Raw genomic sequence first — 6,152 nt, forward strand, 5'->3', positions numbered from 1 at the left:
AATACATCCCCAACCCATTGTGTAAAAACCTTCTGCATCAGAATTTTAATTTGTTCTTCAAATTCGATAAGACTCTTTGTATCCTTTAATAATCCAGCAATTATTAATATAATATCCATGGGAAGACCTCTCTCTCTAGATGTTCATCTTGAAGTGTACAATTAGATGATAGAGCGTCTTCCCATTTTTTTCCACTCATTTGCCCCTTCGAGTAAAATTTTACACATACGCAACAGGATACGTGGTATTCCCCGCAATCTATGATTCTTCCATCCTTCAACAAAAATAGCAGGTTCAAGCAAGGAGGTGAGGATTTTTTTCTTTTTTGCTGCCATTCTTACAAAATCAGGAGGGATCAAGTTGAAAAAACTGGTAAAAAAACTGGAAATTTGCTTTATTGCCGCATCGATTACGCTATTTGCGGGAACAGCTGCCACAGCCACGACTGCCAGTGCAAAAACAATAGCAGCAGCCGATAGGGTAAAAGGCTGGGTTGCACATCATCCGCTTCATTACAAACACAACTCAAACGGGATTCATCCAAATGCTGTCTCAACTGTTTACTCACCAGCACAAATCAAAAAGGCTTACGGCATTGATCAATTAAGCAAGACAGGTGCCGGCCAGACCATCGCGCTGATCGAAGCGTATGGCAGCCCGACCATTACCAGCGACCTCAACACGTTCGACCAGCAGTTCGGACTTCCAAGCGCCAACATTGAAGTCGCTTATCCAGGCGGCAAACCTAAAAAAGACGAGGGTTGGGCGCTCGAAACAGCCCTTGATGTTGAATGGGCACACGCGCTTGCCCCGAGTGCAAAAATTATGGTAGTTGCTGCTAAATCCGCTTCAATCACTAATTTACTGGCAGCAGAAGATTACGCAACAAGTCATGGAGCAACCGTTGTCTCTAACAGCTGGGGAGGGTCAGAATTTTCAACCGAATCTTCCTATAACAGTCATTTTAATCATACCGGCATTACTTACCTCGCTTCTTCCGGAGATAACGGGAGCGGCAGTTCGTGGCCTGCATCCTCACCGAATGTTGTTGCGGTGGGCGGCACAACTTTAAATTTGACCAGCGCTGGCCAGTACGGTAGTGAATCTGCATGGTCAGGTTCTGGAGGGGCTACCAGCACTTACGAAAGCCGGCCTTCCTATCAATCCGGTTGGACAAGTATCGTCGGCGCAAAACGCGGTATCCCGGATGTATCTTTTGATGCGGATCCGAACACAGGTGTCTATGTCTACTCCAGCACAAAAGACAATGGCCAATCCGGCTGGTTCCAAGTTGGCGGAACAAGCTTTAGTGCACCTGCCTGGAGAGCGCTCATCGCACTGGCAAATGAAGGACGCACGCAATCCTTATCAAGTGCACAAGTCCTTAGCACTGTTTATAATACCGCCGGCACAACCGGAAGCAGCGGCTATACTGCGAATTACCATGATATTCAAACCGGAAGCAACGGTTATGCCGCAGCAGCCGGTTATGATCTCGTCACCGGCATCGGTAGCCCGATTGCAGATAAAATTGTGCCAGCACTTTCATTAACAAAATAAAAATCCTGAGGCTGTCCCGAAAGCAGGATCGGGACAGCCGTACTGAAAAGAAGCCGCCCAAATGACGTTTCAGACTTTTAAGAGCATCCTTTATAATTCCATCTGATTCAGTAAGTCCTTCAGCGCCTTCAGTTCATCCGTATTCAGCGTAATCCCTTTCCCCATTTTCTCATGTTCCGGCGCCCAGTCACGCAGATCAAATTTCGGCGCCTTTCCGTTCCAGCTGACTAAGTTCAGTTCTTTTGTCCATCCTTTTGGAGATTCAGAAATTGTTCCGATTGTTTCTTTGATTTCATATTTAAAATCTGCCATGTCAATGACCACCTTTTCCCATCATAAAAATTTGGAACCTTACTTTAATAGTGCAGGATTCCGGTCTGGAAATCAATACGGTTCTCATCACATTTTTATGTTCAAAAGTATTAATATTGACTTTCAATCCTGCTGACTTGGCTGCCTGGCTGTTTTAACTGCATTGCCGAGCGTTGGGCAATTGTCGGATTTTTCAGCTCCTCGCTTTTGACAAGGTTTCCGGCTAAAAATACCATCGAATAGATTTTTCCGCTTCCCTGTGTATCCCAAATAACTTTGGCACGCCGTTCCGTTCCAATGGCTTTAATGGTGGAGAGAAGCGCTTTTTTCATGCCGTAATACTGGTGGATAGACCGCCATGATTTTTGCTTCCCCTGTAAAGATGCTTGAGATTCGATGAAAACAAATAAAGCGAGAGAAAGAAAAAATTCCTCGATAATATAAGGATATTGGCACTGGCTAAAATCAGTGGACCTCACGTGATAGAGACATTGCCATTCGGAATGCAAAATTAATGCAAAAAGTTTGCCGAAACGTCTGTTTCCTTCCCCATTCTCCACAAAAACAAAAAGCCCGTAAACCCAGTCATATCAAGGGTTCACGGACTTTTTATCCCGTTCTTTATTTTTCTTAAAATGGAGACGGTGGGAGTCGAACCCACGTCCAGAAATATCGCCACTCAAGCGTCTACGAGCGTAGCCGATATATTCGCATTTCGCGCAGCCATCTGCCTATTGGCGGGCGTCCGGTACGCTAGCCTGATTGGTCTCTTCCTTCGTCCCCAGGCGGAGGACAGCCGGCGTATCCCACTGAAGTTGAGACCCTTACCCTACCACGTGGGCGATGGAGGGAGGATCCGCTTAGCGCTTATTAGGCAGCTAAAGCGAGTTTAGTGTTAGATTTGCCAGTTATTTTTAGGCGTTGCGTTGTTACGGGGACGACCCCCCGGCTCGCAGCTTGAGCTCGATCTATCCCTGTCGAATCCGTAACGTCCCCGATATAAAAGGGCGCTTCAGATTTTACTTATTACTGGCCTGCATATCCTATTATAACATGAATCCCGAAAGATGCAATTGATCAATTTTTCCGTACGTGTAAAGTTTTTCTGGTTTTGGAAATGAGCTGAATAGGAGGTGAAGATATGTTACGTCATGATCCAGTGCAATTTTATATCCCACCAAGCCTTTTCTTTCGTTGTCGGTAATCCGCTAGTTAAAAATTTATTCTCGGAGGCTTTTTCAGATGGTCTTTCTCGATCATTAAAAATATCGATCGTACGGAAAGAATGGTAGCGGGTAAACAGGCGCACATAAAAAACACCCGGAAAATGCGGGGTGCATGTCCTTTAATCTCTCAGCATATTCAAAATATGATTAATTTTAGTGTCATGCTTGCCGGCTTTTTCACTTAAAAATTCGATATCGCCTTTTACGCCTTTCAGTTCATTTGAAACAACAGTAAAAACTTTTTTGTGCTCTTCCAGTTTATCATTTGTAAATTTAAAGTTGCTTCGTAATTCTAACGTAAGATTGTCAACTTTGGTTTCGATGCGTTCCTGGCCTGCTTTTAAGCTGGAGACATCATTCTTTAACCCAGAGACATCATTCTTTAACCCAGAGACATCATTCTTTAAGCTGGAGACATCGCTTTCCAACCGATCCTGGCCTGCTTTTAAGCTGGAGACATCACTTTTTAAATCCTTTAGTTCACTAAGAATCTGCTTCAAAATTTCATCCATCGTCTTTCCCCCTTTGTTGCGTATAGCATAAGTATATCACAAAGGCAATTTTTTTACTATACTCTATATTTACATTTCACTGATCTATCGTCTCGTTTCCTTGGCAAGCGGGATGATTATTTTCTTAAAAAGGAAGAAGCCGAGTGGCAACCAACCCGGCCGTTACGGTTCTGCAGCTTAATTCCCCCGTTTGGCGAGCATTAAACCGCTGTTGCCACCAATGAAGGCAAATATCATTAAGAGCGGAAAAAACTGTGTTGGTAACCCCTTATCTTTTTGATCGGTTTCATTTCCAATTCTGTTGCGCTTTTATCATATCGTTCACAGCATTTTTACCGTCCTAGTAGTTGATCCACTGTACCTATTAGAATATTATGAAAATGATTTCCTGTCATGACAATTTAGAAAAAATACTGTGCGAGTTTTCCTGACAGTATGATACAGCAGAAAATACATACAATACCTCATAGGTGAAAATAATGAATGAAAGAAAACTGTATAAGTCCCCCCTTTCTGCCCTGCTGTGGTCGGCTGCCTTTCCGGGCTTCGGGCAGCTTTACAACGGTGATTATTTTATCGGATTTCTGCTCATGCTTTGTACGGCAGTCATCAATTTCGGGTCGAACTTGAATATGTCGGTTTACGTTGCGTTCAAAGGAAATTTTGGCATGGCCAGCGAACGATTCCATCCCGAGTGGGGGATTTTTTTCCTGCCGTTTACTGCTTCTCCCTGTGGCAAGCCTTTAACCAGTCGGTATCCATTAACCGGAGATTGGCATCATTGGGGGTAAAAAAGCCAAAAAAAGCAACACATTTAACCGGTTTCTTTTTCGGCATGTTGGCGGGTTTCCACTTTGGCCTCTTCTGGCACTTCTCTTTTTTCAGGTTGCTCGGATGTTTGCGTGTTCTCGATTTGCCAGTGATTAATGGGCTGGTGATCGGCTCTATTTGTGCTGCCTTAGGCCACTGGATTGAGTCTCTTTGTGATAAACACGATAAAAAGTAGATCCTTTAGCGTTTCGTACATACTCAACAAGAAACAAAAAAGAAATTGAAATAAAGGAAGTATGCTTTTTGGAAAAGCCAACAAATTATAAGTCCCCGGTTGCGGCACTCTTGTGGTCTTTTGCATTGCCTGGATTTGGTCAATTTTATAACGGTGACTATTTGCTCGGTTTTCTTTTTATGGCTTTGGAATTGACCATTAACCATCAGTCCCGTTTGAATTTGGCCATTATTTATGCATTCCAAGAGAACTTTGAAAATGGGCATCATGTGATTAATTATGAATGGGGCATGTTTTATCCATCCGTACTCTGTTTTTGTCTTTGGCAAGCTTTTAACCGCGCAAAAGAAATCAATTGGCATTTAGAACAGAAAGGGGTTTCACCTCCAAAAAACAAAGTCAGTCTCACAGGAGTTCTATTTGGACAAGTAATAGGAATGAATTTTGGCTTTTATTGGCACCATTTTTTCTTTTACGAAAAATTCCGTATGCTGCGCTTTCTTGATATTCCGGTTATGAACGCATTCGTTTTTGGGCTTATTTTTGCTTTATGGGTTATGGAATCGAAAAAATTTTTCGTTCGTCGAAAAAAGTAAAGTTCAATTAAAAGACTTGCAAGCAGTGGTACTTTCTTGATTCTGGTAACGGTAAAAAAAGCTCATTCTGCAGGGTAGTCTGAAGTTTTGAAAGCAGGGAGGCAAACAATGTGAAAGTCGGTTTTGTTTATAAAAAAAGATAAGCCGGTATTGAAAAACGAACGTTTGTCCTTTATAATAAAACTGAAAAATAAGAAAAGGAGTGCTGCCATTGGAACTGGTAATGGAAAAACATGCCGGTTATCACGTGCATGATCGTTTTTTTAAGGAGCTGATCCAAAACTTTTTTCAGGAGTTTATGGAGGCGTTTTTCCCGGATGTGTCAGCTGATCTCGACTACCGCCGGGTGCGGTTTTTGTCGCAGGAACAGTTTACGGACTTTCCGGGCGGTGAGCAAAAACGGGTTGATATTCTTGCCGAAACAAAGGTAAAAGGGAAAGACACGGTGATTCTCATCCATGTAGAGCCGCAGTCGTATTACGAGAAATCTTTTCCTGAACGCATGTTTCGTTATTACATGATGATCAATCTCCGGCACCGGAAACCGGTATTGCCGATTGCTGTATTTAGTTATGAGGAGAAAACAGAAACCCCTGATACATACATCTTTGCGTTCCACAACATTGAAATTCTTCGTTTTCACTATTTATCCATTCATCTGATGAAGCAAAATTGGAGAAATTATATCCGGAGCGACAACCCTGTTGCTGCGGCATTATTAAGCAAAATGGGGTATACAGAAAAAGAACGGGTGCAGGTCAAACTGGAGTTTCTGCGGATGCTGGCCCGAATGGAACTTGACCCTGCAAAAATGAGGCTGTTACACGGTTTCTTTGATTATTATTTAAAATTAAACGAAAAAGAGGAGGCGGAAGTAATGGAAAACATTCAAATGCTGGACCCAGACGAAGCAGAGCAAGTATTGAAGCTGCCGAATTCT

9 protein-coding genes and 1 other RNA gene are annotated in these 6,152 nt (G+C 42.9%); 5 read left to right on the top strand and 5 right to left on the bottom strand.

What is annotated here, in order from left to right:
- Positions 1-161: 161 nt before the first annotated feature.
- The gene (locus P9687_RS15625; RefSeq protein ID WP_328228921.1) at positions 162-335 is read right to left on the bottom strand and encodes a hypothetical protein; all 174 of its coding nucleotides are present in this window, start codon (positions 333-335) and stop codon (positions 162-164) included.
- A 25-nt stretch (positions 336-360) separates the two neighbouring features.
- Between P9687_RS15625 and P9687_RS15630 the strand changes: the two genes are divergently transcribed.
- Positions 361-1,560, top strand: a complete 1,200-nt coding sequence (locus P9687_RS15630; protein ID WP_168985498.1) for a S53 family peptidase — start codon at positions 361-363, stop codon at positions 1,558-1,560.
- A gap of 90 nt (positions 1,561-1,650) precedes the next feature.
- On the opposite strand, the gene P9687_RS15635 is transcribed toward P9687_RS15630, so the two are convergent.
- The 4 genes from P9687_RS15635 to P9687_RS15650 form a co-directional block, all read right to left on the bottom strand.
- On the bottom strand, positions 1,651-1,872 hold the full coding sequence (locus P9687_RS15635) for a YdbC family protein (protein ID WP_014097487.1): 222 nt from the start codon (positions 1,870-1,872) through the stop codon (positions 1,651-1,653).
- A gap of 110 nt (positions 1,873-1,982) precedes the next feature.
- Entirely contained in the window at positions 1,983-2,351 is a 369-nt protein-coding gene (locus P9687_RS15640) for a hypothetical protein (protein ID WP_230090472.1), read from the bottom strand.
- Between the two features lie 154 nt (positions 2,352-2,505).
- Positions 2,506-2,868: a transfer-messenger RNA gene (gene ssrA, locus P9687_RS15645) on the bottom strand.
- A gap of 349 nt (positions 2,869-3,217) precedes the next feature.
- Positions 3,218-3,610: a hypothetical protein gene (locus tag P9687_RS15650; protein WP_071452022.1), complete on the bottom strand. Its 393-nt coding sequence runs from the start codon at positions 3,608-3,610 to the stop codon at positions 3,218-3,220.
- Positions 3,611-4,089: 479 nt separating this feature from the next.
- Between P9687_RS15650 and P9687_RS15655 the strand changes: the two genes are divergently transcribed.
- From P9687_RS15655 to P9687_RS15670, 4 genes are all read left to right on the top strand, one after another.
- Complete coding sequence (locus tag P9687_RS15655; protein WP_035191206.1) at positions 4,090-4,401, top strand: hypothetical protein; 312 nt, start codon at positions 4,090-4,092, stop codon at positions 4,399-4,401.
- Entirely contained in the window at positions 4,392-4,616 is a 225-nt protein-coding gene (locus P9687_RS15660; protein ID WP_017550734.1) for a hypothetical protein, read from the top strand. The genes P9687_RS15655 and P9687_RS15660 overlap by 10 nt, the downstream gene beginning before the upstream one ends.
- 68 nt (positions 4,617-4,684) lie before the next feature.
- On the top strand, positions 4,685-5,212 hold the full coding sequence (locus P9687_RS15665) for a hypothetical protein (RefSeq protein WP_017550735.1): 528 nt from the start codon (positions 4,685-4,687) through the stop codon (positions 5,210-5,212).
- A 211-nt stretch (positions 5,213-5,423) separates the two neighbouring features.
- The coding region (locus P9687_RS15670) for an Rpn family recombination-promoting nuclease/putative transposase (protein ID WP_328228922.1) at positions 5,424-6,152 on the top strand (729 nt) is incomplete at its 3' end.

This window comes from Weizmannia sp. CD-2023 (assembly GCF_036225245.1).
In the GTDB taxonomy this organism is placed as follows: Bacteria; Bacillota; Bacilli; order Bacillales; family Bacillaceae_C; genus Weizmannia; species Weizmannia faecalis.